The 24611-nt window shown below is 64.1% G+C and carries 26 protein-coding genes and 1 tRNA gene; 11 read left to right on the top strand and 16 right to left on the bottom strand.

Annotated features, from left to right (window positions below; translation table 11 throughout):
* Nucleotides 1-113: 113 nt before the first annotated feature.
* Nucleotides 114-1223 carry a Gfo/Idh/MocA family protein gene (locus P9273_RS24680; protein WP_278051087.1) on the top strand — a complete coding sequence of 370 codons (1110 nt, stop codon included), beginning with the start codon at nt 114-116 and terminating at the stop codon, nt 1221-1223.
* 13 nt (nt 1224-1236) lie between these two features.
* Here the strand turns inward: P9273_RS24680 and iolG are convergent, their stop codons facing one another.
* From iolG to iolE, 6 genes are all read right to left on the bottom strand, one after another.
* A complete protein-coding gene (iolG, locus tag P9273_RS24675; protein ID WP_278051086.1) occupies nt 1237-2229 on the bottom strand; it encodes an inositol 2-dehydrogenase in 993 nt (330 codons plus the stop codon).
* Between the two features lie 20 nt (nt 2230-2249).
* Complete coding sequence (locus tag P9273_RS24670) at nt 2250-3068, bottom strand: ATP-binding cassette domain-containing protein (protein WP_040999990.1); 819 nt, start codon at nt 3066-3068, stop codon at nt 2250-2252.
* The gene (locus P9273_RS24665; protein WP_442920255.1) at nt 3068-4186 is read right to left on the bottom strand and encodes an ABC transporter permease; all 1119 of its coding nucleotides are present in this window, start codon (nt 4184-4186) and stop codon (nt 3068-3070) included. The genes P9273_RS24670 and P9273_RS24665 overlap by 1 nt, the downstream gene beginning before the upstream one ends.
* A gap of 138 nt (nt 4187-4324) precedes the next feature.
* Nucleotides 4325-5314: a rhizopine catabolism ABC transporter substrate-binding protein gene (locus tag P9273_RS24660; RefSeq protein WP_278051084.1), complete on the bottom strand. Its 990-nt coding sequence runs from the start codon at nt 5312-5314 to the stop codon at nt 4325-4327.
* A 166-nt stretch (nt 5315-5480) separates the two neighbouring features.
* Nucleotides 5481-6323, bottom strand: coding sequence for a polysaccharide deacetylase family protein (locus P9273_RS24655; RefSeq protein ID WP_278051083.1), 843 nt, complete (start codon nt 6321-6323; stop codon nt 5481-5483).
* Nucleotides 6313-7242, bottom strand: coding sequence for a myo-inosose-2 dehydratase (gene iolE, locus P9273_RS24650; protein ID WP_278051082.1), 930 nt, complete (start codon nt 7240-7242; stop codon nt 6313-6315). Before iolE ends, P9273_RS24655 begins: the two co-directional genes overlap by 11 nt.
* 522 nt (nt 7243-7764) lie before the next feature.
* Here iolE and mocR point away from each other — a divergent pair.
* Nucleotides 7765-9237 carry a rhizopine catabolism transcriptional regulator MocR gene (gene mocR / locus P9273_RS24645; RefSeq protein WP_278051081.1) on the top strand — a complete coding sequence of 491 codons (1473 nt, stop codon included), beginning with the start codon at nt 7765-7767 and terminating at the stop codon, nt 9235-9237.
* Nucleotides 9238-9332: 95 nt separating this feature from the next.
* On the opposite strand, the gene P9273_RS24640 is transcribed toward mocR, so the two are convergent.
* The 4 genes from P9273_RS24640 to P9273_RS24625 form a co-directional block, all read right to left on the bottom strand.
* Nucleotides 9333-11123 (bottom strand): hypothetical protein, encoded by a 1791-nt coding sequence (locus P9273_RS24640; RefSeq protein WP_278051080.1) that lies wholly within the window; start codon nt 11121-11123, stop codon nt 9333-9335.
* Nucleotides 11104-11580 (bottom strand): hypothetical protein, encoded by a 477-nt coding sequence (locus P9273_RS24635; protein ID WP_278051079.1) that lies wholly within the window; start codon nt 11578-11580, stop codon nt 11104-11106. The genes P9273_RS24640 and P9273_RS24635 overlap by 20 nt, the downstream gene beginning before the upstream one ends.
* Before the next feature lie 473 nt (nt 11581-12053).
* A tRNA-Arg gene (locus P9273_RS24630) sits at nt 12054-12130 on the bottom strand.
* Between the two features lie 205 nt (nt 12131-12335).
* Nucleotides 12336-13277, bottom strand: coding sequence for a DUF1003 domain-containing protein (locus tag P9273_RS24625; RefSeq protein ID WP_278051078.1), 942 nt, complete (start codon nt 13275-13277; stop codon nt 12336-12338).
* 483 nt (nt 13278-13760) lie between these two features.
* On the opposite strand from P9273_RS24625, the gene P9273_RS24620 reads away from it, so the two are divergent.
* On the top strand, nt 13761-14210 hold the full coding sequence (locus P9273_RS24620; protein WP_278051077.1) for a universal stress protein: 450 nt from the start codon (nt 13761-13763) through the stop codon (nt 14208-14210).
* 380 nt (nt 14211-14590) lie between these two features.
* On the opposite strand, the gene P9273_RS24615 is transcribed toward P9273_RS24620, so the two are convergent.
* On the bottom strand, nt 14591-15646 hold the full coding sequence (locus P9273_RS24615; RefSeq protein ID WP_278051076.1) for a D-alanyl-D-alanine carboxypeptidase family protein: 1056 nt from the start codon (nt 15644-15646) through the stop codon (nt 14591-14593).
* 436 nt (nt 15647-16082) lie between these two features.
* Here P9273_RS24615 and P9273_RS24610 point away from each other — a divergent pair, with 436 nt between their 5' ends.
* The 3 genes from P9273_RS24610 to P9273_RS24600 all read left to right on the top strand — a co-directional run bounded on the left by P9273_RS24610 (nt 16083) and on the right by P9273_RS24600 (nt 18487).
* Nucleotides 16083-17186 carry a hypothetical protein gene (locus P9273_RS24610; protein ID WP_278051075.1) on the top strand — a complete coding sequence of 368 codons (1104 nt, stop codon included), beginning with the start codon at nt 16083-16085 and terminating at the stop codon, nt 17184-17186.
* A gap of 168 nt (nt 17187-17354) precedes the next feature.
* Nucleotides 17355-17969, top strand: coding sequence for a nucleoside triphosphate hydrolase (locus P9273_RS24605; RefSeq protein ID WP_278051074.1), 615 nt, complete (start codon nt 17355-17357; stop codon nt 17967-17969).
* Nucleotides 17970-18154: 185 nt separating this feature from the next.
* The gene (locus P9273_RS24600; RefSeq protein WP_278051073.1) at nt 18155-18487 is read left to right on the top strand and encodes a hypothetical protein; all 333 of its coding nucleotides are present in this window, start codon (nt 18155-18157) and stop codon (nt 18485-18487) included.
* Between the two features lie 4 nt (nt 18488-18491).
* Here P9273_RS24600 and P9273_RS24595 read toward each other — a convergent pair whose 3' ends face one another.
* The 3 genes from P9273_RS24595 to P9273_RS24585 form a co-directional block, all read right to left on the bottom strand.
* On the bottom strand, nt 18492-19196 hold the full coding sequence (locus P9273_RS24595) for a glutathione S-transferase family protein (RefSeq protein WP_278051072.1): 705 nt from the start codon (nt 19194-19196) through the stop codon (nt 18492-18494).
* Between the two features lie 255 nt (nt 19197-19451).
* Entirely contained in the window at nt 19452-20660 is a 1209-nt protein-coding gene (locus P9273_RS24590; protein WP_278051071.1) for a beta-ketoacyl-[acyl-carrier-protein] synthase family protein, read from the bottom strand.
* Nucleotides 20661-20664: 4 nt separating this feature from the next.
* Nucleotides 20665-20919 carry an acyl carrier protein gene (locus tag P9273_RS24585; RefSeq protein ID WP_041003067.1) on the bottom strand — a complete coding sequence of 85 codons (255 nt, stop codon included), beginning with the start codon at nt 20917-20919 and terminating at the stop codon, nt 20665-20667.
* Between the two features lie 196 nt (nt 20920-21115).
* Between P9273_RS24585 and P9273_RS24580 the strand changes: the two genes are divergently transcribed.
* From P9273_RS24580 to P9273_RS24560, 5 genes are read left to right on the top strand one after another with little or no spacing between them, the layout of a single operon-like run.
* Nucleotides 21116-22003, top strand: coding sequence for an urease accessory protein UreD (locus tag P9273_RS24580; protein ID WP_442920259.1), 888 nt, complete (start codon nt 21116-21118; stop codon nt 22001-22003).
* A 21-nt stretch (nt 22004-22024) separates the two neighbouring features.
* Complete coding sequence (locus P9273_RS24575; RefSeq protein ID WP_278051069.1) at nt 22025-22327, top strand: urease subunit gamma; 303 nt, start codon at nt 22025-22027, stop codon at nt 22325-22327.
* 24 nt (nt 22328-22351) lie between these two features.
* Nucleotides 22352-22606, top strand: coding sequence for a DUF1272 domain-containing protein (locus P9273_RS24570; RefSeq protein WP_278051068.1), 255 nt, complete (start codon nt 22352-22354; stop codon nt 22604-22606).
* Nucleotides 22607-22634: 28 nt separating this feature from the next.
* Nucleotides 22635-23228 (top strand): HupE/UreJ family protein, encoded by a 594-nt coding sequence (locus P9273_RS24565; protein WP_278051067.1) that lies wholly within the window; start codon nt 22635-22637, stop codon nt 23226-23228.
* Nucleotides 23229-23235: 7 nt separating this feature from the next.
* Nucleotides 23236-23541, top strand: a complete 306-nt coding sequence (locus tag P9273_RS24560) for an urease subunit beta (protein WP_041003075.1) — start codon at nt 23236-23238, stop codon at nt 23539-23541.
* Nucleotides 23542-23561: 20 nt separating this feature from the next.
* Here the strand turns inward: P9273_RS24560 and P9273_RS24555 are convergent, their stop codons facing one another.
* Both P9273_RS24555 and P9273_RS24550 read right to left on the bottom strand, forming a co-directional pair.
* On the bottom strand, nt 23562-24047 hold the full coding sequence (locus tag P9273_RS24555; protein WP_278051066.1) for a hypothetical protein: 486 nt from the start codon (nt 24045-24047) through the stop codon (nt 23562-23564).
* A 117-nt stretch (nt 24048-24164) separates the two neighbouring features.
* The gene (locus P9273_RS24550) at nt 24165-24542 is read right to left on the bottom strand and encodes a hypothetical protein (RefSeq protein WP_278051065.1); all 378 of its coding nucleotides are present in this window, start codon (nt 24540-24542) and stop codon (nt 24165-24167) included.
* Between the last annotated feature and the right edge of the window lie 69 nt (nt 24543-24611).

The raw sequence follows: 24611 nt of genomic DNA, 5'->3' as shown, positions 1-24611 counted from the left end.
ATCATAGCGAGTTCGCGCAAGAACACCATAAAAATGATTTGTATGTTCCATTCGCAGCCAAAATGGACTAATTCATCCATATCGCTATTTCCCGAATCTCGGAGACAATCGACATGGTCGGAGTGGGCCTCATCGGCACGGGCTTCATGGGCAAGTGCCACGCCATCGCCTGGAACGCGGTGGGCACCGTCTTTCCAGATGTCGACAAGCCGAAACTGGTGCATCTGGGCGAGGTGAATGACGAGCTTGCCCGGCGCAAGTCCGGCGAGTTCGGCTTCGCAAAAGGCTCCGGCGATTGGCGCGCCGTGGTCAACGATCCCGACGTCGACGTTATCTCGCTGACCACGCCCAACCAGTTCCATCCCGAGATGGCGATCGCCATCCTCGAGGCCGGCAAGCATCTGTGGTGCGAGAAGCCGATGGCGCCGAGCTTCGCCGAGGCCGAGGCGATGGCGAAGGCTGCGAGAAAATCCGGCAAGGCCGCCGTGCTCGGCTACAATTACATCCAGAATCCTGCCATCCGCCATATCGGCGCGCTGCTCGAGGAAAAGATCATCGGCGACGTCAACCTCTTGCGCATCGAGATGGACGAGGATTTCATGGCCGACCCGGAGGCGCTGTTCTTCTGGAAGCACGAGGCTTCGTCCGGCTATGGCGCGCTCGACGATTTCGCCGTCCACCCGTTGTCGCTGATCAAGGCACTGTTCGGCCGTGTGTCCCGCGTCATGTGCGACATGGTCAAACCCTATGCCGACCGCAAGACCGCTTCCGGCGACCGCCGCGCGGTCGAGACCTACGACATCGCCAGCGTCTTGATGCATCTCGAAAACGGTGTCGCCGGCACGCTCCTGGTCAACCGCTCGGCCTGGGGCCGCAAGGGTCGCATCGCAATCCAGATCTTCGGCTCCAAGGGCTCGATCCTCTACGACCAGGAGCGGATGAACGAGTTCCAGCTTTACCTCACCGCCGACCGGCCGACCGAGCAGGGCTACCGCACCATCCTGGTCGCGCCGCACCACAAGCCCTACGATTCCTTCCTGCCGGCGCCCGGCCATGGCCTCGGCTTCAACGACCTCAAGATGATCGAGTGCCGCGAGCTCCTGATGCGCATCGCCGGCAAGCCGGCCCGCGTCATCGATTTCGACGAGGGGCTGGAGATCGAGCGCACCGTGCATGCCATGGCGCGCTCCTTCCAGGAGCAGCGCTGGATAGACGTGAGATAGGGCAGGCAACACCTCAGAACCGGACCGGCTCGAAGCGGCCGGACTTGGCGGAGGCAAGGGCAGCCTCGCACAGGATCATCGCCTTGCGGCCATCGGCGGCGCCGACCGCCGGCCTGCACCCCGCGGCGAGCGCCTGGATGAAATGGTCGAGCTCGGCCTCGTAGGATTCGGCATAGCGCTCGACGAAGAAATAGAGCGGCCGCTCAGTGGCGATCCCGCTCTCGCCGCTGAGGCTCACCGAAGTCGGCGTGCGATTGCCGGCCTGCAGCATGCCCCTCGAGCCATGCACCTCGATGCGCTGGTCGTAGCCATAGACGGCGCGCACGCTGTTGTTGATGTGGCATTGCCTGCCGGATGCCGTGCGCAGGATGAACATCGCCGTGTCGTAATCGCCCAGCTTCGCATAGTAGGGCAGCACCAGCGAGGAGCCGGTGGCGAAGAGCTCGACCGGCTCCTCGCCCAACAAAAAGCGCGCCATGTCGAAATCGTGGATCGTCATCTCGCGGAACACGCCGCCGCCGCCCGCCAGCGCTTCCTCGGTTTCCGGTTCCGGGTCGCGGCTGGTGATGATCACCTGCTCGACCGCGCCGATCTCGCCGGCGTCGATCCTCTTCTTGACAGTGGCGAAGGACGGATCGAAGCGCCGGTTGAAGCCGATCTGCAGCGCCACGCCGGCCTTCTCGACAGCCGCCAGGCATTCGTCCGTGCGGGCGATGTCGAGATCGATCGGCTTCTCGCAAAAGATCGCCTTGCCTTTGGCCGCGGCCTCGATGATCAGATCGGCATGTGTGCGCGTGGCGGACGCGATCAGCACGGCCTTGATCGACGGGTCTTTCATCACCGTCGCGGTATCGGCGATCTCGGCGCCCGTCGCAGCGGCGATCCGCTCGGCCGCGTCGCGGCGCGGATCGACGACATAGCGCAGGCGAACGCCCGGATGCCGGGCAAGATTTTTCGCATGCACCGAGCCGATCAGCCCGGCGCCGAACAATGCGGCGTCGATCATTTTTCTCTCTTTTCAGTCTTTCAGGAGATGACTGCTTCCGCGCCGGAACCCGGCTTGGTGAAGCGCTCCAACTCCTGCTGCAATTCGCGGATCTCGCGGCCGCCGGCCATCATGTCCAGCACCTCTTTTTCGGTGATGTCGCCCTTGCGGAACGTGCCGAGCGAGCGGCCGCGGTTGAGCATGGTGAAGACATCGCCGATCGGATAGGCGTGGTGGATATTGTGGGTGATGAAGATGACTGCGAGCCCGCGGGCTCGCGCCTGCGCCACATAGCGCAGCACGATCGAGGCCTGGTGCACGCCGAGCGCCGAGGTCGGCTCGTCGAGGATCAGCACCCGGGCGCCGTGATAGACGGCGCGGGCGATCGCCACGCATTGCCGCTCGCCGCCGGAAAGCGTGCCCACCGCCTGCTGCGGGTCGCGCACATTGATGCCGATCTTGCCGAGCTCCTCATAGACGATGGCGTCGGCTTTTTTCATGTCGATGCGCTTTGTGACCCAGGCGCCCTTCACCGGCTCGCGTCCAAGGAAGAAATTGCGGGTGATGCTCATCAGCGGGATCATCGACAGGTCTTGGAAGACCGTGGCGATGCCGGCGTCGAGCGCCTGGCGCGGCGAGGTGAAGGTCACCGGCCGGCCGTCGACATACATCTGGCCTTCGCTCGGCGTGTGCACGCCCGACAGCGTCTTGATCAGCGTCGACTTGCCGGCGCCATTGTCGCCGAGCAGGCAATGCACCTCGCCGGCATGCGCGGCAAAGGACATGTCGCGCAGCGCCGTCACCGAGCCGAAGCGGCGGGTGACGTTGCGCAGTTCGATCAGCGGAACCGGATCGGCCATCAGCGTGCCTCCGTCGCCTTGCGGCGCACGTAATTGTTGACCAGCACGGCAATCAGCAGCATCGAGCCGAGGAACACCTGGAACCAGTCGGTGTCGATGCCGGTGTAGAAGATGCCCATCTCCACCGTGCCAAAGATCAGCGCGCCGAACATGGCGCCGATCGCCGAGCCGTAGCCGCCGGTGAGCAGGCAGCCGCCGATCACCGCGGCGATGATCGCCTGGAATTCCTTCTGCGTGCCGCGCAGCGTGTCGGCGGAGCCGGCTTCCAGCACCTGGATGACGGCGAACAGTGTCGCCGAAAGCGCCGTGCCGATGAACAGCAGGATCTTCACCCGGTCGACCGGCACGCCGACATTGCGCGCGGCCCGGTCGTCGCCACCGACAGCGAACACCCAATTGCCGAAGCGCGTCTTGATCAGCAGCCAAGTGGCGAAGGCGGTCACCGCAACCCACCACAGGATTGACATCGACAGGCCCTGCACCATGGGCGAGCCGTCGGGGCGGGCGGCGATCAAGCCGTGCGAGGCGAGCCAGGCGAAGACCGGCGCGCCGAACTTGCCGCCGAACAGCCAGACCACGAAGCTGCCCTCCTGGCCGTCGGTGATATAGGGTATCTGCGTGCGCCCGGTGACCGTGCGGGTGATGGCGAGCGTCAGTCCGCGCAGGATGAACAGGCCTGCCAGCGTGACGATGAAGGACGGCAGCCTCGTTCGCACCACAAGGATGCCGTTGAGCGCGCCGACGATAATGGCGATGACGAAGGCGATCGCCACCGCAACGGAGATCGAAAGTCCGAACTGGGTGACGCAAAGCCCGATCGTGACGCTGGCGAATCCGATCATGGATCCCAGCGACAGGTCGAACTCGCCGCCGATCATCAACAGCGCGACCGCCGCGGCCAGTATGCCGAGCTGCGCCGAGACCTGCAGGAAATTGGCGATGCCGGCCATCGAGAACAGGCCGCTATTGCCGGCGGTGATGCCGAAGGCGAGGAAGACGATGATGGTGCCGGTGATGGCGCCGAGCTCCGGCCGCCGCATCAGGCGCACCAGGCGTCGCGAAACGGGTTTCGGCTCGGGCGGGTGAGCCGGGTTCAGGGCATCGGTCACGATCGTCATCCCAATAAGCGTCCAGGGCACCTGAGCAAAATCCGAGGCGGCAGGTGAGGCGGCTTCGCCCTGGCTTCCGTCCGGATTTCTTGTCCAACAAGGGCCCGCCGGTGCTCTGTCTTAGAGCGCTGGCGGGCCATTATAGCATCAGCGGATGCCGGCCTTGCTGAGATCGCGCACGGCGGCCGCGTCATCCTTCATGATGAAGGACGGCCCGGTGCGCACGGCGGCTGTCGGGAAGGTCTTGTACATCGCCTTGTTGGTCAGGAAGACGACGGGATAATAGCCCATCATATATTGCTGGTTGTCGATGCCGAACATCATCGTGCCTTTGCTGACGGCATCGAGGATCTCGGGCGACAGGTCGAAGGTGCCGATCTTGTAATTGCCGATCGTGCCGGCATCCTCGAACATCTTGAGCAGGGGCGCGGCGACCGTCGGGCCGAGCGTCAGCACGCCGGTGACATCCGGATGCGCGGTGAGATAGCCTTCGACGCGGCGCGTCACGTCGGTCGGGTCCATGGTGGCCGCGACCACGTCGGAGGAGCCGCCGCTCTTCTTCAGCCCGTCATTATAGCCTTCGCAGCGCTTGTCGAGGCTGACATTGCCGACCTCGTGGTTGATGCAGATGCCCTTCTTGACGCCGGCCTTGGCCATGATCTCGCCGGCCTTGACGCCATTGTCATATTCCGAGCCGCCGCCGACGAAGAGATCGAGGCCCCAGGGCTCCACCGCTTCCTCGCCGCTGTCGATGACCACCACCGGAATGCCGGCGGCCTTCGCCGCTTCCACCGGTGCCTTCAGCGCATCCATGTCGGGAATGGAGACGACCAGTCCGTCGGGCTTGGACGCCGTCGCCGCCTCGATCATGCGCGCCATGCGCACCACATCGAAGGTCTCCGGCGCCTGATATTCGACCTTGACGCCGAGCTGCTTGGCGGCGGCCTGCATGCCGTTCTTCACCACGCTCCAATAGACGTCGTTGGCCTGGCCGTGGGTGACGAAGACGATGCGCACATCGCTTTCCTTCTTCACCTGGGCCGGCGCGGGCAGGATGCCGGCGCCGGCAAAGGCGAGCGAGAGCGCCGCCGCGCCAAGCAGATTTCGCATTCCGGACATCGAGAATAAGGCACTCATAGTGGTTCTCCTCAAGTTATCGTTGTCGTCTCAAGTCTCGGCCTCGACCCTCCCGGTCAGGCCCTTCGTCATGATTCCTGTTTGGAGCATGATCTTTTCCGAACCGTAGGTCAGCGAAGCAAAAACCGGTTTCCACTTTTTGCTTCCGCTGACCTTCGGTTCGGGATCATGCTCGAAAATCCTGGAGCGAGCCGCGGCGGATAGACAATCCCTCCACAAAGGCCATGAAATCCGGGTCAGCAAGCAGGTCGAATTCGTCGATGCGGATCTGCGCCGACTTCGGCTCGATCACCTCGATCTCGCCCGGCGCATTGGCATGCAGGCAAAGAAAGTTGAGCCCTTCGCCGATATCACCGAACAGCGCCTCGTAGCGCGCCCGGGCCGGCTGGTTGCGATGCCAGGGCGTCTCCAGAACCGCGCTTGCCAGCGTTTGGCCGGCCTGCTCCAGCCGCTTGCCCGGTGCGGAGAAGACGCTGTCGTCCAGCGGACCCAGATTGTGGATCGGTCCGTAGACCGAAATGCTTTTCGGAAACAAAGTCGGCAGGCCGTAGTCGATGCCGACCGAAGCGTAGCGGTCGACGAATTCCGGCGAGAACACCGCGCCCATATGCCCGTCAATATGCGTGAGCGACAGCCCTGCGGCCAAGGCCGCGTCGATCTGCGCCCGCATCTCGGCCTCCACCGCGTCCGGCTCGCCCTTGGCGCGCAATTCCCGCACCGAGCGGAACAGATAGCCGTCGCTATCGACGATGCCCGACGCCTGGCTCGCCTTGGTCAGCGGCCGCCAGCGATAGTATTTCTTCTCCGAAGTGAGCGTGATGTGGACGCCAAGATTGAGCGAAGCGTCTGCGGCTCCCGCCTCCGCGATTTCGAGGAACCACGGGCAGGGCACCATCACCGAGCCGCTGTCCACCGCGCCGGCGCGTTTCAGCTTCAGATAGGCGACATTGGCGCCACGGCACATGCCGACATCGTCGATGTTGATGACGACCTTGCGTTCAGCCGGCATGGCGGACCTCCTTGGCGCGCTCATGCACATAGAAGCCCGCGCCTTGGGCGAGCCTCTTCAGATTGCGGTAGCCCAGGGTCGCATAGGTCAAGGGGTGCGCCTTGGCCGGATCCTGCTCGGCCTCCACCACCAGCCAGCCGGAATAGCCCTGGTCGGCGAGGATCTTTAAGAGCGTCTCATAGTCAATCGCACCGTCGCCCGGCACGGTGAAGATGCCTTCCATCACCGCGCCCATGAAGCTCATGTCGGTGTCGCGCGCCTTCTTCAAGATGGCCGGGCGCACATCCTTGCAATGCACATGCACGACACGGCTCACATGCCGGCGCAGCAACTGCTCCGGGTCGCCGCCGGAAAAGGCGCAGTGCCCGGTGTCGTAGAGCAGGCCGACCGCCTCGCCGGTGGTCTGCATCAGCCGGTCGATCTCCTCGTCGGTCTCGACGATCGTGCCCATGTGATGATGGAAGGCCATGCCGACCCCGAAATCGACAAAACGCTCGGCGAGCCGGGTAATCTTTTCGCCATAGACTTTCCATTCGCCGTCCATCAGCTTCGGCCGCTGCGAGATCGGGTCATGGATGGCGCCATGCCGGCCGCGCGAGGTGTCGGCATAGACGACACGCCTGGCGCCGAGGTCCTTGAGCAGCGTCAGATGCGGCCGGATCGCCTCGAACTCCTCGTCCACCTCCTTCTCGCAGATGCGCCCGTCATACCAGCCGGAGACCAGCGCCAGCCCGTAATGGTCGAGGATCGGCCGAAGCGCACGGCTGTCGCGCGGAAACTTGCCGCCAAGCTCGGTGCCGGCATAGCCGGCTTCGGCGGTTTCGCTCAGGCAGGTCTCGAGCGGCGTGTCGCCGCCCAGCTCCGGCACGTCGTCATTGGTCCAGGTGATCGGGTTGATGCCAAGTCGAACGGTCGTCATTGCTCGCTTTCCACCCCGCAGCCGGATGGCTGCGGGGTTCATGGTCTCGGGAGGAGATGGCTGCGATTGCTGGCGGGGCGAAAGCCCTGCCCGTTTCGTTCGGCCGGACGCCCTCCCAGCGCCGTGCCTCACATGTCCTGTCGACGTCTTGCCCCAACGTCAGTGGTGGAAGTCTACCCCGCTCTGTCTCCCTCGCGAGGGCCAGTTTTCGGGAAAATGAAGGAACCAGTTTGTGCGGGGAGACGGGTGTGGCAGGATGGGGGAAGAAAGAACGTAGGTCAGCAAATGTCGATCGCCGGCGGGACAGCGCCCCCCTCTGCCCTACCGGGCATCTCCCCCACGAGGGGGGAGATCGATGTCACGCCGGCTTTCGCCAATAACAAGCTCCGCAGGAAAGAGCGAGGCGGCGAAGCTGCCAATCTCCCCCCTCGTGGGGGAGATGCCCGGCAGGGCAGAGGGGGGCGCGAAGGAACTCGGCCTGGAAGGTCCACACGCGGTAGCACCCACGGCGCGAGATAACCCATGCGCCCACACCCCAAACCGCAGCCCTTCCCGCTCGACATGCTCGCCGTGAACCGCTCGAGCCCCGAGCATCTGTCGCGCCAGCTCTATGACGGCCTCGTCGCCATCATCCGCAGCCGCGCGCTTCCTCCCGGCTCGGAGCTTCCCTCCACCCGCGCCTTGGCCGCCGAGCTCGGCCTTGGGCGCAACACCATCGTCGCCGCCTACGACCAGCTTGTCACCGAAGGCTATCTCGCCAACCGCCAGGGCGCCCGCCCGGTCATCGTCGACCTGCCCGAAGGCCCGCGCGAAACACCGGCCGAGGAACCGCCCGCGCCGCTGCGATCACCCTCGCTGCGTGGCCAGCAGCTGCTCAGCCAGCCCTATCATCACGGCCGGCCGGGGCATGTCGCCTTCCACCCCGGCATGCCGGATGCGCAGAGCTTTCCCTTCGGCGTCTGGGGCCGGCTGGTCGCGCGCCGCGCCAGCCATGGCGGCGAGACGCTGTTCGGCACCTATGACGTCACCGGCCATCCGGCGCTGAAGGAGGCGATCGCCGGGTATCTCTTCTCCGCCCGCGGCGTGCGCTGCCGGCCGGAGCAGATCGTCGTCACCACCGGCGCGCAGGCCGCCTTCGATCTTCTGGCGCGCCTTCTGCTCGACCCCGGCGACACGGTGTGGATGGAGGAGCCCGGCTATTACGGCGCCAAGGCCGCCTTCACCGTGGCCGGCGCAAGGATCCTGCCGATTGCGGTCGACCAGGAGCGCGGCTGGCGCCTAGACCCGCCGGACCCGTTGCCCCGCCTCATCTATGTGACGCCGGCCTGCCAGCATCCGCTCGGCATCACCATGCGCATGGAGGAGCGGCTGCGCCTGCTCGACATCGCCGAGACCGCGAATTCCTGGGTGATCGAGGACGATTTCGATGGCGAATACCGTTTCCAGGGCCGCCCCGTGCCGGCGATCCAGACCATGGATCGCTCCGGCCGCGTCATCTATGTCGGCACATTCGCCAAGCTGCTGTTCCCGGCGCTGCGCCTCGGTTTCATGGTGCTGCCGCCGGAGCTCGCCGGCCGCATCGTCAACGCGCTCTCCACCACCGGCCAGTTCGCGCCGCTGCTCCTGCAGGCCGCGCTCGCCGATTTCATCACCGAAGGCCATATGAGCCGGCACCTGAAGCGCATGCGCCGCATCTACGCCCAGCGCCGCCAGCTTTTCCGCGACATTGTCAGCGAGCGCCTGCGCGACGAGATCACCCTCTCCCCCGTCGAAGCCGGCATCCAGGTGGTAGGCTATCTCAAGGAAGGCATCGACGACATCAAGGTCAGCCAGGCGGCGGCAAAGAGGGCGATCAACGTCTCGCCGCTGTCGAAATATTTCCAGAACACGGCGCCGACGCAGGGGCTGGTGCTGGGCTACGCGGCGTGTGATGCGGCGCAGACGCGGGACGGCGTGGAGCGGCTGGCGGCGGCGATAGGGGAGGTGCTGGGGTGAGGGGGTGGTCTTCACGAAGTTATCCAAGAGCAGCGTTTGGTAAGAATAGCCGAGCCGCTCTCAGCTTGATCTGGGTTTGTAGCGTCCAAAGCGTACTAAAGGTCGACCTGGCGGGCGCGTGATGCCGACACTTTCAGGCAGGCGATCTCCAGGGCGAAAATGATTACCCCCACTAACTCGGGGGTGCAGAGGCGAACCCAAGGCATAGAGATCGTTGCTTCGAACCAGACCGCAGCTAGATTGAACGGAAAGAAGGTCGGGGATCGCCACTTGTCATAGATCGACGCAAGTGTAGCAATGCTTGCTAAAGAAGCCGGGCCAATCCAAAGGGATTTCGGTATTTTTCGAGGTAATACCGAAATGATCTGCCGGGTCCGAGAAGACAATACTCTTAGGCAGACGGTGGAACAAATCATAGCAACAAATATTAGGCCCCCGCCGGTTGCTTTAAGAAAATCATCCAAAAGCCCTATGATCGAGATCTCAATGTCGCTCAACATGGTCTCCCAAGTTAAGGCATCGGTGCCAAAGCCTCCCGGTGACACGAGTCCAGCAGCGAGATGACTTAGAAGATACCCGAACTGATAAAGATTAACCTGTGGGAGAATTATTGCGACGCAGAGGAACGCGCCCAACGTGCTCGTCGTGCGCCATGAAACCGAGGCTGACAGTGCAGGCGCTCCAGAGACAATCATTGCAATCGCCGTAAAATGGGCGACCACAACGACCGCTGCTACAAGTATGTAGTCTAGCATCCCGCCCCCTTGTAATGGGGTCAAAGGGTTCAATGGAAGGAGGAATGGCAATGCAAGCGACAAGGCGAAATATCGGAGCTTAGGAGTAGCCAATCTTTGGGTGTCGCTCAACAGGGCAATACGCTCGGAATTGGAGATATGCGTCAAATCTGGCGAAAGGACAGAGTGTCGAATGTCAGCTGGAGAAGACGGTTTGACGCTGGAATCCGCCGAAAGCGAACGGGCGAACCCGGCAAGTCCATCGGTCCAAAGGCCGGCGCATGCATCTGCGCGAATCTCGATGAGCGCTGTGATTAGCGCGGCGCTGCGTCGAACGATGACATCGGCGAAAATTGGGACAAGCAATACGAGCGCCGCAAATGCGACTACGGCAACCTCATAGCAAACTAGATCGAAAAGTGTCGTGTAATTTACGACAGCTGCGATTCCAGCCATCGCCGCAGGCAAAAGCACACTGATTTTCGCGGCACCTAGGGCTCGATGTGCAGTTGCTACAAAACCTTCTATGGAACGTAGACGTGGTCCGTCATGAAAGACGAGATGCGCCATTTCATGTGCGAGTATCCCAATTGCTATAGGGTCGCGTCGTATCGCACGCTCCCAAAGTGCTGAACTTACATGGATTTCCTTGAAATTGCTGCGGTCATTGGCGCTGGCCATCACATTGAAGTTGGCAAACCACATTACGGTCGGAGGAGGTTGGGCAGCCGCCCTGGGCAACAGCTGCCACAGGTCTGATACGATGCTAGCTAACGCACCTCCTGCCTGACCAGTTAGTGCACGCAGGCGGCGCTCACCTCTGACAAGTGATGGATTGCGACTTAGAATGGAGGGCACCCAGCCGACCGCCAAAGAAATAATGCCGCTCGCGACCAACTGGCTCCACCAGTGCTCCTCTGCCCATTCGCCAATCCAATGCAGGTTGGTCGAAATGGCTCCGATCAGATGCACGGTTAAGTAGAGCGCAAGAGCGATTACTGTCGCGGGTAGTATGACAATAGCGGTCGGCAGAACCACGACCCAAAGAAGCACTTTTTGCGCGGCGATCTCGATCGAACATGCTTCGACCAAAGCATGAGCAGCGGTGTCTTCCGCCGCGCAATCTTGCGCTTCAGGCTTTCGCGATCTCACTTGGCATACCGGGCTGGTGCAGCGCAGCTAATAGGCCCTCCGTTTGCGCTTCGGAAAGGCCTTGCCTGACGGCCTCAGCTCGTAGAAAAGTCTCAAAATCGGCTCTAGCGCTCTCGTCGACCCTCGACCATCGCCCCCTCACGAGGGCCTTAACCTCGTCCGCAGTAACGTCCGCCAACTGGCCAGCGGCCTTGTCTGTCAACTTCTTCAGATACGCTGCCCAAAGCTGTTTGCCCGCTTCAATCAGGATCGGGATTACAACTGCGCCAACGATCTCGGCACCGAAATCGCCGCCCCTTCGATCGAACTGCCGCATGGCTGCCAACTCTCTCTCGAGGTCGCCGCTCCCTCGCACTTGTTGTGCAATGTCATCCAGCGCGAGAGCATCTATCTCGCGATTGCCGCTACGCAGCGTCGATGCCGCGATCCAAATCGCGAATTTGTCTTGTTCGTCCATGTCTTGCCTCCGCCAATGCCTAAAAACGGAACTCTTGAGGCACGATCCACTCGCGCGCTTGCCCACCCTTGCCTTTCTTTAAATATTAGTTTAGCATACTCTCATAAAATAGGGAGGTGTGGCAATGAAAATCGCGCGCATCGGTATAATCGTCTTCTCAGCGGCAATGTGTTATTCCGCAATTGCCATGGCGGATTGCAATGACGTCAAAGAGAACTGTGCAAGAAATTACGACCTAGATTCTCAGGCGTGCGAAAATAACTATAGTGGGCAGCAGAAAGCAGATTGCCATGCGCGAGCTGCCCAGCAGCTTTCTTACTGTGTCAGCTCGAGCGGATGTTAGTCAGGTCGTACGAGTTGGTTGTAAAGGTATAGGGCAGGTTGAAAGCAACCCTTTAAGGTCAAACACGCTCTAGACTAGTGTTTATCCAAGGGCGTATGCCCTACCCCCATTCGGCCGACGCGGCTATCATTGGCGCACCCGACAAGATTCGAACTTGTGACCTCTGCCTTCGGAGGGCAGCGCTCTATCCAGCTGAGCTACGGGTGCTTCCCGGGGAACCGGAAAACGAACCGGCCGGTGAGCCGGCCAGCCACGGCTTCTTAGCGGAAGCCGCAGCACGCTTCAACGGGCAATTGGCGATTGTGCGGGGGCTGGTGGGGCGATTGTCTGACGGATGGGCTGTCGAATAGGGCGCTCCCCTCTCCGTCTCGGCTTCGCCGAGCCACCTCTCCCCACTGCGTGGGGCGAGGAACTAGCCCTCCGCTCCCACCTTCGCCGTCTTCCGCCGCACCGCCCTTGTCGCGCGCTTCACCTTTTTCGCCGCGGTCAGCTCGTGCATCGCATCAAGCTGCATCTGCTGCATTTCGGCCAGGCGCTGCCATTGGCGCGAGATCAAATAGTCGAGCTTTTCGTGCAGGTGCCGCACTTCGAGCTCGGCCTTCAGGTTCACCCGGTAGTCGTTGAAGGAGCGCAGCCGGTCTTTGGCTTCCTGGCGCTTCTGGCTCATCATGATCACCGGCGCCTGTATGGCGGCGATGCAGGATAAGAGAAGGTTGAGCAGGATGAACGGGTAGGGGTCGAAGGCCTTCGCCTCGCCTTCCACGAGGTTGAGGCCGATCCACACCAAGAGGATGCCGGCGAACGAGATCAGGAACCACCAGCTGCCCCCGAACTCGGCCATCGAGTCGGAGACGCGGTCGGCGAAGGAGCGGTGCTCCTCGAACTCCTCTTCGGAGTTCTCCGAGATCGTGTCCTGCCTGGCGATCGATTCCACCACCTGGCGGTCGAGCTCGGAGAATTCGCCATGCTCCTGCTGCAGCAATTCCTCCATGTAGCGCATGCGGTAGCGGGCGAGCTCCTCGCGGCTGATGCGGGCGCCGCGCGGCAGGTCGGGATGGTCGGAGCGGATGCGGTCGGCAAGGCTGGGCCTCAGATCGTCGACGCGCACCAGGTCGCGCTTGCGGAATTTGCGCCCCGATATCGCCGAGGGCTTCTTCTTCGGCTTGACCCTGGTGGTGCCCGGAACATGCGGTTCAGGGTGCGGCTCGGAATCCGGCACTTCCGGCGCTTCGAGGATCTCGTCGGCGGCTGCCTGCGCATCCTCCGGTACGGTTTCCGCCTCGAGATACTCGCCGGCGACGTCGTTCTCATTGTCGGCCTGGATTTGCGCGGATGCCTTCGGGTCGCCTGCCATGGTCGATGCTCCTGTTCGAGGCTTTGCGCCACGATACGCCAAGCCGGCGCGGCATATCCATGGTCAGTGTGAAAAGTGTGTGACGAAACAAGTTCTTGTGATGGGACGGGCGGGCTGCTGAGGCAATTGCATGGGTCGGCGCAGCCCCCGCTCCGTCTCGGCGCTGCGCGCCGATCCACCTCTCCCCCGCTTTGCGGGGGCGAGGAAACGCCAATCGCCGAGGGCGCGACCTCGCAAGCTTGGGTTCCTCGCCCCGCGGAGCGGGGAGAGGTGGCTCGGCGAAGCCGAGACGGAGAGGGGAGCGCCGCCGGCGATTTCGCGCCTAACCCTGGAGCAATCGTCTCCGCCGCCTGGCCTTGATCCACATCCAACTGGGCCCTGTGGCGGGCCTCATAGGCTGACTATATCGAAATCAGGCCTTACCGTTCAGGCTCCCGCCACCTGGGGCGCGCGCGGCGCCCCGCAATTTGAGGGATCGCCACCATGTACAAGAAAATCCTGATCGCCACCGACGGCTCCGAACTCGCCCAGAAGGGCGTCGCCCACGGGCTGGAGCTGGCCAAGGGCCTCGGCGCCACCGTGGCCTTCGTCACCGTCTCTGAGCCGTTCCCGGCGCTTGCCTGGGGCGGCGCCATGGCGGGCTATGTCGCCGCCGACGAGCTGGTCAATTACGAGGGAAGCGCGCGCAAATATGCAAGTGAGCTGCTCGACAAATGCAAGGCCGAGGCAGAGGCGAAGGGCGTCAGCGCGAAGACCTTGCATATCGAGAACCGCACCCCCGCCGAGGCGATCCTCGAGGTCGCCGGCGCGGAAGGCAGCGACCTCATCGTCATGGCCTCGCATGGCCGCCGCGGCATCGGCCGCCTGGTGCTGGGCAGCCAGACGGCGGAGGTGGTGTCGCTGACGACGATCCCGGTGCTGGTGGTTCGATAGGGTCCGCCGATATTCAGGTGAGGCCGGCCTGCGAACGATGATTTCCTGCTCTTCCGGTGCTCACGTACTTCAAGTACGCTCCGGTCCGGTTCTCGGAAACCATCATTCTCGGCGCGGCCTGACCTGAATCTCGACAGACCCTTGCGCCAGCGAAAGGCGGGGCAGGCAGCGATCCTTCGCGCCCCCCTCTGTCCTGCCGGACATCTCCCCCACAAGGGGGGAGATTGGCGGTTTCGGCGCCCCGCTCATTCCTGCAGCGTTCGCGATTGGCGAAAGCAGGCGTGACATCTGATCTCCCCCCTTGTGGGGGAGATGGCCGGCAGGCCAGAGGGGGGGCGCTGTCCCGCCGGCGTCTCAGGCCTTCTGGTTCGCCCCGCCGCCTACTGCGTCGGCAGCAGCGGCGCGCCGGGCGATGCCAGATCCGGCGACGGAAAATCGGATGCCAGCTGGCCCGGCGGCGTCGACGCGGGCGCCGCGGAACCTGGCGGCCGCAACCCTGGCAAAGCCGAGTCCGGCGGCATCGTGCCGGGCGGCGCCGAGGCCGGCTGCTGCCCGGAATACATCAGCCTGGGTTGGCCGGCGTTGGCGGTCGCCGGCCCGAGGCTGCGCTGGATCAGCGCCTCGACATGGTCGTTGCGCTGGCGCGCCGAGTCGGCGCCCATCACCACCACGATCAGGTGCCGCCCGTCGGCATTGTAGGAGGTGACGATGTTGTAGCCGGAGGCGCGGATGTAGCCGGTCTTGATGCCGTCGACACCGCGCACCCGTCCCAGCATGTCGTTGTGGCCGCGCACCAGGCGGCCGCGGAACATGAAGTCGCTTTCGGAGAAATAGTGGAAATGCTGCGGGAAGCGCTTTTCCAGCGCCATGCCCAGCACCGCCATGTCTCGCGCCGTGGTCACCTGGCCGTCGTCGGGCAGGCCGCAGGCATTGCGGAAATTGGTGCCGGTCATGCCGAGCGAGCGGGCCTTGGCGGTCATCATCGCCGCGAACTGGTCCTCCGAGCCGCCGCCCAGATATTCGCCCACCGCCACCGCCACGTCGTTTGCCGACTTCACCACCATGGCGCGGATGGCGGAATCGACGTCGATCGTCTCGCCGCGCCGGAAGCGCAGCTTGGTCGGCGGCTGCGAGGCGGCATGGTCGGAAACCGGGATGCGCGTCTGCTTGGTGACGCGGCCGCTCTCCAGCGCCTCGAACAGCATGTAGAGCGTCATCATCTTGGTCAGCGAGGCGGGATAGCGCTGCGCCCTCGAATTGACCTCGAACAAGGTCTTGCCGCTCGAGGCGTCGACCACGATCGCCGCATATTTCTGCGGCTGCGCCGGCACGGCAAGCACGCTTTCCGGCGGCGCTGCCGTCGTGCAGCCGGCGACCAGCGCGAGCAATGCCAAGACGGCGATGAGTTTCTGGAGGAAGGCGAGAGGACGGGGCAAGACGTTTCTAAAACTGTTGCTGAGACGCGGCGAAGCTAACGTAACCTATGTGCCGCGTCCAACTGGTTAACGGCGATAGTAACGCATTTGCCCAGGTTTTCGGGAGGTGTGAGTATGCTTTCTTTGCTTCCGGAGGTTCGGCGCTGCCCCTCACCTGCCTGCCGGCATCCTCTCCCCGTATAGCGACGGGGAGAGGAGCACGGTCATCGCCGATTTCGCCAATCGCCAGCGTTGCAGAAAGGGCGCAGCCATGGCGGCCAGCCCCTTTCTCCCCGTCACTATACGGGGAGAAAGGCCCGGCAGGGCAATGAGGGGCAGCGCCTGCGGCCACAACTTGGCGGCCCCTGCCGCACCTTGATGCAAAATGCCGGTCGCCCCGCTTGCGCGCCCTCCCTCGGACAGGCTTTTCTTGCGCAAAGATTCGCGGGAGGCATGCATGGACACGGTCACGATCGGCGCAAAGGGCATTTCCGTCTCGCTCGACCTTGCCGTCGGCCACATCGCCGCCATGGAGATCGAGGCCGATGGCCGCGTTCTGAAGCCGCTGCATCGCGCGCCCTGGGTCGGCTCGCCGCGCGAGAGCCTGCCTGCAAATCTCCCCGAAGGCACAGTGCGGCTCTCCGGCGATTTCCTCTGCGCGCCCTTCTCCGCCAGCGATGTCGAGGTCGCACCCCTGCATGGCTGGCCGGCCAACAGCGAGTGGGACGTGGTCGAGAACAGTCCCATTGCCGGCGGCTGGCGCGCCGTCTTCCGGCTGCGCCGCAAGGTGATGGGCGCGGCCGTCGACAAGGTCTTGACGCTGCGCGACGGCCATCCTTTCCTCTACCAGGAGCACATCTTTTCCGGCGGCTCGGGTGCGATTTCCGTCGCCCATCATCCGATGACGGTGATGCAAGGCGGCGGCCGGCTGGCCTTCTCGCCGAAACGCGTGGCGGTGACGCCTCCCACACCGCTCGAGCCCGATCCGGCGCGCGGCCGCTTCATGCTGGCCTATCCGGCCCGCGCCACCGACCCCAAGCAGTTTCCGCTGGCCGCCGGCGGCGCCACCGACCTCACCGACTATCGCATGGAAGACAGGCGCGAGGATTTCATCACGCTCGTCGAGGCGGATCACGGCGGCCCGGGCTGGACCGCGATTGCCCGCCGCGCCGAGCAGGACCTGGTGCTGGTGCTGAAGAACCCGGCCGAACTGCCGGTGACCATGCTGTGGTTCTCGAATGGCGGCCGCGACTATGCGCCCTGGAGCGGCCGCCATCTCGGCGTGCTCGGCATCGAGGACGGCCGCACCGCGATCGGCCACGCCGCTTCGCTCGGCGACAACTGGCTGAAGCATGAAGGCGTGGCGACGGCCTTCGCGCTGGCCGAGGGGCGCAGCGTCTCCTTCCGCCATATCCTCGGCGGGGTGGCGTTTGCGGAGACCGAGGCGCCGAGCATCGAATCCGCGCCCGATCGCTTGCGCATCCTTGCTTCGAACGGCGCGGCGAAGGAGGTGCCTTTCGACGGCGACTTCCTGCGCATCGGCCGTTCGGTTCCGGCGTAAGGGCTCAGGGGCAGCGCGTTCTAAGAGTCCGTCATTCTAGCGCGGATGACGAAGGGAAGGGCGTCCGGCTAATCTCGAAGGCTTAGGCCGCCGAAACTTCGGAACCAGGTTTGAATTTTCCACCGACACCCGCCAAAATGCCGGCCGCAACCTTACCGGAAAGCGCCGATGTCCGAGATCGCCCATATCACCGCCGCCATCTTCAAGCGCGCCGGCAAGGCCAAGCGCTTCGTCGTCGCCATCGCCGGTCCGCCAGGCGCCGGCAAGTCGACGCTCTCCGCTTCCTTGCATGAGCTTTTGCCTGAGGGCAGCTCGGAAATCGTGCCGATGGACGGCTTCCACTTTGACGACATCATTCTCAACCGTCGCGGCCTGCGTCCCCGCAAGGGCGCGCCGGAAACCTTCGATTTCGCCGGTTTCGAGACGCTGCTGAAGCGCATCCGCTCCGGCGAGCCCGATATTGCCATCCCGGTGTTCGACCGCAGCATCGAACTGTCGCGCGCGGCGGCCGAAATCATCGGCGCCGACACCAAGTTCATCCTGGTCGAGGGCAACTACCTGCTGCTCGACGAGGAGCCGTGGTCGCGGCTGGCGGCTTTGTTCGATTTCACCATCTTCGTCGACGTGCCGCGCAACGAGCTCGAGCGCCGGCTGATGGAGCGCTGGCGCGAGCACGGCAAGTCCGACGAGGACGCCCGCGCCTGGATCGCCTCCAACGATATGCCCAACATCGAGCGGGTGCTGGCGCGGCGCCGGCCTGCCGACATGGTCATTGGTCAATGACCCGTCATTGACCAATGACCCTGATGATTGGTTAACCTGCTCAATTTTCAATATTTTTGAACGGGAACCTTAAGGTTTTCGCGCCGTTATGACCCTATCCCGAATTGTTCGGCGCCGGAGCAATTCCAGGAAAGCGCGCACCGCTTTCCGTCTGGAGTTGAGAAGAAAATTGCAGGAGCTGTCAGATGGCAACCAACAGCAGAAAAACCGCGCCCAAGAAAGCCAGGGCCAACCAATCCAGGACGGCGCAGCCCAAGGCCGGCGCCGCGATCGCCGAGCGGTCGAAGGACGCCAAGCCGGCTTTCGGCAAGGCGGCGCCGAAGAGGGTAACGCCCGGCGCGGCTCACAAGGTCGCGGCCGAGAGCGCGAAGCACCACAAGCCCGCAAAGGGACCCGCGGTCAAGAAGTCGGGTCCGATCCGCACCGTGGCCAGCGTCGCGACCGGAGCGGTCGTGGCAACCGTGAGGCTGGCGGCGTCCATGTTTGGCCGCGGCGGCGCAAGCGCCAAGACGAAGTAAGGGCTCAGCCCTTCGCCGGAATGGCGAGCCCCCGCTTCACCGCCGGGCGCGCCAGGCCGCGCTCCAGCCACTCGGCGACGGTCGGGAAGTCGTCGAAGCCGACCAGCTCGCGCGCCTCGTAGAAGCCGATCAAATTGCGCACCCAGCCCAGCATCGATACGTCCGCGATGGTGTAATCGTCGTCCATGATCCACTTGCGGCCCTTCAGCCGCGTTTCCAGCACGCCGATCAACCGCCGCGATTCGTCGCGGTAACGCTCCAGCGGCCGCTTGTCGGCAATCTCGCGCCCGGCGAATTTGTGGAAGAAGCCGACCTGCCCGAAGATCGGACCGATCGCCGCCATCTGGAAGAACACCCACTGGATCGCCTCGTAGCGCCGCGCCGGATCGGCGGGAATGAGCTCGCCGGTCTTGTCCGCCAGATAGAGCAGGATGGCGCCGGACTCGAACAGGCCGATCGGCTTGCCGCCCGGACCGTCCGGGTCGACGATCGCCGGGATCTTGCCGTTCGGGTTGAGCGACAGGAACTCCGGCGTCCAGCTCTCGTTCTTGCCGATATCGACATAATGCGGCTCATAGGGAAGGCCGATCTCCTCCAGCGCGATCGAGACCTTCACGCCATTGGGCGTCGTGGCGGAATAGAGCTGCAGGCGCTCGGGCTGCTTGGCCGGCCAGCGCTTGGCGATCGGAAAGGCGGACAGGTCGGTCATCGGAAACTCCGGAGCGGACGCCGGGCGGCGCCTGTGGCGGGTGAGGCAAGAATTAGGTCTGTGGCCGACCGCGATCAATACACCGACAAGCGGCTAGAGCAATTCCAGGAAAAGTGTGAGCGGTTAGGTTCGGCGTCTTCGCCGTAACCTTCCGACCGGAATTGCGTAAAAACAAAGAGATAGGGCGGTCCGCCGTTCCCGGGAAACGGGAGGTCCGTTCTATCCATGCACATACAGTCAACCGGAGGGCTTCGGTCAGACCTCCCTGAAGGCCAGCACCGAGTTGGTTCCGCCGAAGGCGAAACTGTTGCTGAGCGCCGCGCGTACCTTGCGCTCGCGCGCCGTGTTCGGCGTCACGTCGAGGTCGCATTCCGGGTCCGGCTCGCGATAGTTAGCGGTGGGCGGCACGATGCCGTCGCGGATCGCCATCACGCAGGCGATCATCTCCAGCCCGCCCGAGGCGCCGAGGCAATGCGCATGCATCGACTTGGTCGACGACACCGAAAGCGAACGGGCATGCTCGCCGAAGACACGCTTGATCGCTGCGGTCTCGATCTGGTCGTTGGCCTTGGTGCCGGTCCCATGCGCGTTGAGATAGTCGACGTCTTCCGGATTGAGCCCGGCATCCGCCAGGCAAAAACGCATGGCCGCTTCCGGTCCCTCGACGGTCGGCGCGACGATGTCGGACGCGTCGGCCGAAAGCCCGACGCCGGCGATCTCGGCCAAAATGGTGGCGCCGCGCGCCGTCGCGTGATCATAGCTTTCGAGCACCGCCATCCCGGCGCCTTCGCCAAGCACAAGGCCGGCACGATCGGCCGAGAACGGCCGGCAGGTGTCAGGCGAAAGCACTCTCAGCGCTTCCCAGCCTTTCAGCACGCCCCACACCAGCGGCGCTTCGGTGCCGCCGGCGACCATCACGTCGGCGCGACCGAGCCTGATCTGGTCGACGGCCGAGGCAATCGCATGGTTGGCGGACGAGCAGGCCGACGTGGCGCCGAAAACAGGGCCGCGCAGCCCGAGATTCATGCTGACCTGGCCGGCGGCCGCGCCCGGCATGACTTTCGGCACGGTGAAGATGGCGGCGCGGTTGCGCCCTTCGAGCAGGATCGCGCGGTAATTCTCCTCGATGGTCTCGAAGCCCGCGACGCCGACGCCGACGATTGCGCCCATCCGGTAGGTGTTGTCGGCATGCGCGGTCAAGCCCGATTGTCGCATGGCTTCGCGCGCCGCGATCACCGCCAGCAGGCTGAAACGGTCCATCGACACGACCTGCTTGCGGTCGATGCCGTGGTCCGGCAATTGCTTGATTTGGCAACCAGTCTTGACCTTGAGGTCATGCAGCGACGGATTGTCGATGGGGCCGATGGCCGAGCGGCCGGCGCGCATGGCGTCCCATATCGCAGGCGCATCGTTGCCGAGCCCGCAAATCCCGCCGATACCGGTGATGACGACGCGTCTTTGCATGCAATCAGGCTTTTTTCGCGATCAGTTCGCGAACCGCCTCGACCATGTCGCCGACGTTCTTGAGATTGCTCCAGGCATCGACCGTGTTCATCTCGATCTCGATGCCGTATTTTTCCTCGAGATCGAAGATGATCTCGGTCAACTCCAGCGAATGGATGCCGAGCGTTCCGAGATCGGTGCTGGCGGTGATTTCCTCGCCGCCGGTATCGGCATGCGCTTTGATCTTTTCGATGATCTCGGTCGTCAGTTGGTCAGCCATTCGGTTCCTTCCCTGTCGTTTCCCGACGCCAACTGATCAGCGCCCTTTTTGTCCCCGGATCCAACAAACGCCGTTGCCCTTACCTCGCCAGACATCGCGCAACCGCTCCAGGGTGGCTTCCCTCTATAGAAACCAAAACGATGTCAAGCAACAAGCGATATATCGACAAAGCCGCCGGAGTGCTTAACCTGGAATGGTGGACACGATCGAGAACACTCTCCCATCCCGGCCCGCCTTGCCTTCGGCCGCCGATCCTTTGCCTGCCGCGCAACGTGTTGCCGGGCGAGCCAGGCTTTTCTGCGGCAAGAGCGACGGCCGGACGCGCTTGCAGCGGCTGTATCAGGATGGATCGGCCAAGATCCGCCTGCCGGCAGTAGAAGGCGATCCGCTCGAGGCGGTGCTCATCAACACGGCCGGCGGAATGACCGGCGGCGACCGCCTCGGCTGGACAATCGAGGTCGGCGCCGGCGCCTCCGCCTCCGTCACCACCCAAGCCTGCGAAAAACTCTATCGCGCTGCCGCCGACAGGGCCGAGACAAGCGTCGGCCTCCGGGTCGGCCCGGGCGGCCGCATCGCCTGGCTGCCGCAGGAAACCATCGTTTTCGACCGTGCCGCTTTCGCCCGCACGCTGGATGTCGAGCTTGGCGACGGTGCCGAGGCATTGATACTCGAAGCCACGCTGTTCGGCCGGCTTGCGATGGGCGAGCGCACGGTTCAAGGCAGTTTCCATGACCGCTGGCGGGTCCGCCAGGGCGGCGCGCTGGTCCATGCGGAGGATTTCCGGCTCGGCCCGGATATCGCCGCGACGCTCCAGCGGCGGGCGGCGACCGGCGGCGCGCTTGCGCTTGCCACAGTGCTCCTCGTTTCGCCGCAGGCGGAAGACCTGCTGGAGAAGGTCCGCGCCATCATCGGCGATCCGGCGATCGGCGGCTGGGGCGGCGCCAGTTTCTGGAGCGTCGGCCGATCTGGCAAGCTTCTTGCGAGGCTCTGCGCCGGCGACGGCTACCAGCTCCGCAAGCGGCTGGTTCTGCTCGTCGAACTGCTCAATGGACGGGCGGGACTGCCCAAATTGTGGTCACTCTGATCTGAAATACCGGGACATCGCATGAACCTTACGCCGCGTGAAAAGGACAAGCTGCTCATCGCCATGGCGGCGATGGTGGCGCGCAAGCGCCTGGAGCGTGGCGTCAGGCTCAACCATCCCGAAGCCATCGCCCTGATCACCGACTTCGTCGTCGAAGGCGCGCGCGACGGCCGCCCGGTCGCGGAACTGATGGAGGCGGGCGCCCATGTCGTCACCCGCGCTCAGGTCATGGACGGCATCGCCGAGATGATCCACGACGTCCAGGTCGAGGCGACGTTCCCCGACGGCACCAAGCTGGTGACCGTGCACGAACCGATCAGGTGAGGGCCGATCCGATGAGGAAGACCGATGCTGGAGCTTAGGCCCAATTGCGAATGCTGCGACAAGGATCTGCCGCCGGAGGCGGCCGATGCGCTGATCTGCACCTTCGAATGCACCTTCTGCGCCGACTGCGTGGACAATGTGCTGGGCGGGGTCTGCCCCAATTGCGGCGGCAATTTCGCGCCGCGGCCGATCCGGCCGGCAGCCAAGCTGACGAAATACCCACCATCGACCACGCGCGTGCTCAAGGCCGGAGGCTGCGGCCCGCGCAAGGCCGCTTGAACCAGGTCAATTGGAGAAGGGCAGAAAGATGATCACCGCTTCGACGAAACGAACCACACTTGCCGCGATCCTTTTCCTGGCAGCCGCTATGCCGGCTGAAGCCCATGTCGGCGCAGGCTCCACCTCTTCCTTCGCCGCCGGTTTCGCGCATCCGCTGTCTGGGCTCGACCATATGACCGTGATGGTTGCCGTCGGCCTTTGGGCGGCGATGAAGGGCGGTAAGGCGGTCTGGGCCTGGCCGCTGGCCTCCGTCGGCGTGATGCTGGCCGGCGGCGCGCTCGGCATGCTGCATGTGCCGGCGCCTTTCGTGGAGCCGGCTATCCTCGCTTCCGTCGTGGCGCTCGGTCTGCTGGTGGCATTGGCGATCGACCTGCCGCTCTCGGCCGGGATCGCTGTCATCGGCCTGTTCGCGCTGTTCCACGGCAATGCCCATGGCACCGAAGTGCCGGAAAATGCGGCGGGGCTGGACTATATGGCGGGCTTTGCGGTGGCCACGGCGCTGCTCCACGGCGCCGGCATTGCGGCCGGCGTCGGGTTAGGATCGCGCTTCCGCGGTCTGGCGCGCGCCGCCGGCGCCGCTTGCGCGGCGATTGGCGTCGGCCTTGCCTTCGGCGTGCTGTGAGGGCGCGATGATCCCCGGAGAAGTCATCACCGCCAAAGGCGACATCGAGCTGAACAAGGGCCTGCCCACGGTGACGCTCAAGGTCGCCAACAGCGGCGACCGGCCGATCCAGGTCGGCAGCCACTATCATTTCTTCGAGACCAATGAGGGCCTGAAATTCGACCGCGAGCGCGCGCGGGGCATGCGGCTCGATATCGCTGCCGGCACGGCCATACGCTTCGAGCCGGGACAGGAGCGCGACGTCACGCTCGTGCCGCTGGGCGGCAAGCGCGAGGTCTATGGTTTCCAGCAGAAGGTGATGGGCAAGCTGTGAAGATGGCCGGCGCGCTCACATCATTTCGGCGGCTTGGCGGCGGCGTAGATGACGACCTTTCCCGGATTGTCGAATTCCACGGCAAGCACGTCCTCGGCCTGCACGCGTCGCGAATCGATGGCGTTGAAGAGCAGCGCGTTCGCCTCGATCTCCTGGCGCAATTCGGCGACGTCCTCCTGATGCTGCTTCACCTTGTTCTCGATGGCCGGCGGCGGCCCGCCTTCGCTACGCGCGGCATCGGTCAGGAACACGATGTCGACCCTGTCGAGCTTGGTGGTCTTGCGCACCGCGCCGATGTTGTCGCGGGTGCGGTCGATGGCGGTGATGACCTTCCCGGCCTCCGTCGTGGAGAGCGCCTCTTCCTGTCGGACATCGGAATCGACGATCGCCGCGGCAGGACTGCCATTGTCCAGCGGCTGCGCCGCGGACGCCGCCTGGGGCGCGGCCATGACAAGCGCGGCGGCAACCGCGGAACTCCATCTTGCAAAACGCGGGGCTTTCGCCATCGCTCGCTCCTGACTGAACTCCTGACGGGGCGAAAACAGCGAAACGGCCCTGTCTGGCCGCAGGTTCCCTTCAAAAGCCGACAGGCGGACCGCGACGCGGCCCGCCTTGACGTGCAATCAGCTTGCCTTCTTGGTGATCAGCGTCAGCGCGCCATTGGGCTGCATGCTGGCGGCGATCACCTGCGCCGAGCTCATGCCCTTGGCTTCGAGCGCGGATTTCACCTTGGGCGTGGCGTCGATCGACTTGCGCAAGGTCTGCAGGCCGGCGTCGCCGCGCTGCGCCACGATCTGGTTGACCTGCGTCTGCGTGTCCTTGGGCAGTTCTGTGATGTCGACGATGTTGACGCTCTGGATCGCCGGCGCCGCGGACTGGGCTTTTGGCGCGGCGGGTGCGGTGGGCGCCGGGCTTGGCTGCGGCGTCGGCTGCTGCTGGGCGCTGGCGGCCCCCGCCATCATCAGGGTGGCGGTCGCGGCGAGAACTATCGCTTTGCGCATGGATCTTCCTTCCATCGGCTTGGGAGTGATTCCGCCCGCCTCAACGGCCCGATGGGAAAGCGCAAATGG

This window comes from Mesorhizobium sp. WSM4935 (genome assembly GCF_029625735.1).
Classification (GTDB): domain Bacteria; phylum Pseudomonadota; class Alphaproteobacteria; order Rhizobiales; family Rhizobiaceae; genus Mesorhizobium.
This window is presented reverse-complemented; position numbering and strand designations above follow the sequence as displayed.

What these genes read in the sequence shown, in the direction of transcription:
- P9273_RS24680 (WP_278051087.1), top strand. Translation starts at nt 114, where the DNA reads ATGGTCGGAGTGGGCCTCATCGGCACGGGCTTCATGGGCAAGTGCCAC.
- iolG (WP_278051086.1), bottom strand. Translation starts at nt 2,229, where the DNA reads ATGATCGACGCCGCATTGTTCGGCGCCGGGCTGATCGGCTCGGTGCAT.
- P9273_RS24670 (WP_040999990.1), bottom strand. Translation starts at nt 3,068, where the DNA reads ATGGCCGATCCGGTTCCGCTGATCGAACTGCGCAACGTCACCCGCCGC.
- P9273_RS24665 (WP_442920255.1), bottom strand. Translation starts at nt 4,186, where the DNA reads ATGACGATCGTGACCGATGCCCTGAACCCGGCTCACCCGCCCGAGCCG.
- P9273_RS24660 (WP_278051084.1), bottom strand. Translation starts at nt 5,314, where the DNA reads ATGAGTGCCTTATTCTCGATGTCCGGAATGCGAAATCTGCTTGGCGCG.
- P9273_RS24655 (WP_278051083.1), bottom strand. Translation starts at nt 6,323, where the DNA reads ATGCCGGCTGAACGCAAGGTCGTCATCAACATCGACGATGTCGGCATG.
- iolE (WP_278051082.1), bottom strand. Translation starts at nt 7,242, where the DNA reads ATGACGACCGTTCGACTTGGCATCAACCCGATCACCTGGACCAATGAC.
- mocR (WP_278051081.1), top strand. Translation starts at nt 7,765, where the DNA reads ATGCGCCCACACCCCAAACCGCAGCCCTTCCCGCTCGACATGCTCGCC.
- P9273_RS24635 (WP_278051079.1), bottom strand. Translation starts at nt 11,580, where the DNA reads ATGGACGAACAAGACAAATTCGCGATTTGGATCGCGGCATCGACGCTG.
- P9273_RS24625 (WP_278051078.1), bottom strand. Translation starts at nt 13,277, where the DNA reads ATGGCAGGCGACCCGAAGGCATCCGCGCAAATCCAGGCCGACAATGAG.
- P9273_RS24620 (WP_278051077.1), top strand. Translation starts at nt 13,761, where the DNA reads ATGTACAAGAAAATCCTGATCGCCACCGACGGCTCCGAACTCGCCCAG.
- P9273_RS24610 (WP_278051075.1), top strand. Translation starts at nt 16,083, where the DNA reads ATGGACACGGTCACGATCGGCGCAAAGGGCATTTCCGTCTCGCTCGAC.
- P9273_RS24605 (WP_278051074.1), top strand. Translation starts at nt 17,355, where the DNA reads ATGTCCGAGATCGCCCATATCACCGCCGCCATCTTCAAGCGCGCCGGC.
- P9273_RS24600 (WP_278051073.1), top strand. Translation starts at nt 18,155, where the DNA reads ATGGCAACCAACAGCAGAAAAACCGCGCCCAAGAAAGCCAGGGCCAAC.
- P9273_RS24595 (WP_278051072.1), bottom strand. Translation starts at nt 19,196, where the DNA reads ATGACCGACCTGTCCGCCTTTCCGATCGCCAAGCGCTGGCCGGCCAAG.
- P9273_RS24590 (WP_278051071.1), bottom strand. Translation starts at nt 20,660, where the DNA reads ATGCAAAGACGCGTCGTCATCACCGGTATCGGCGGGATTTGCGGGCTC.
- P9273_RS24585 (WP_041003067.1), bottom strand. Translation starts at nt 20,919, where the DNA reads ATGGCTGACCAACTGACGACCGAGATCATCGAAAAGATCAAAGCGCAT.
- P9273_RS24575 (WP_278051069.1), top strand. Translation starts at nt 22,025, where the DNA reads ATGAACCTTACGCCGCGTGAAAAGGACAAGCTGCTCATCGCCATGGCG.
- P9273_RS24570 (WP_278051068.1), top strand. Translation starts at nt 22,352, where the DNA reads ATGCTGGAGCTTAGGCCCAATTGCGAATGCTGCGACAAGGATCTGCCG.
- P9273_RS24565 (WP_278051067.1), top strand. Translation starts at nt 22,635, where the DNA reads ATGATCACCGCTTCGACGAAACGAACCACACTTGCCGCGATCCTTTTC.
- P9273_RS24560 (WP_041003075.1), top strand. Translation starts at nt 23,236, where the DNA reads ATGATCCCCGGAGAAGTCATCACCGCCAAAGGCGACATCGAGCTGAAC.
- P9273_RS24555 (WP_278051066.1), bottom strand. Translation starts at nt 24,047, where the DNA reads ATGGCGAAAGCCCCGCGTTTTGCAAGATGGAGTTCCGCGGTTGCCGCC.
- P9273_RS24550 (WP_278051065.1), bottom strand. Translation starts at nt 24,542, where the DNA reads ATGCGCAAAGCGATAGTTCTCGCCGCGACCGCCACCCTGATGATGGCG.